Consider the following 287-nt stretch of genomic DNA (forward strand, 5'->3'; position numbering starts at 1 on the left):
CCGATGCTGCTGCTGGCGGAGTGGCCCAGGCTACGCGAGTGGGCGGCCGGACTGCCCGACCGGGCCTACGGCATCCCCGTCGACCCCACCGCACTGGGCGCGCCGGTGCCCCGCCCTCGGCAGGTGTTCGCCATCGCCCTGAACTACCCGCCGCACGCCGCGGAAGCGGGGTTCACGCCGCCCGGCGAGCCCCTCGTCTTCACCAAGTTCCCGGCCTGCATCACCGGCCCGCGCACCACCGTCGCCCTCCCGCAGGGCAAGGTGGACTGGGAGGTCGAACTCGTCGC

1 protein-coding gene is annotated in these 287 nt (G+C 74.6%); it reads left to right on the plus strand.

The genetic code is table 11. The features are described 5' to 3' along the window. Nucleotides 1-287 (plus strand): fumarylacetoacetate hydrolase family protein (locus ACYF6T_RS44770; RefSeq protein ID WP_461703735.1); only part of this gene is annotated, 287 nt, incomplete at both ends.

It is taken from the genome of Streptomyces sp. 7R007, assembly GCF_054850255.1.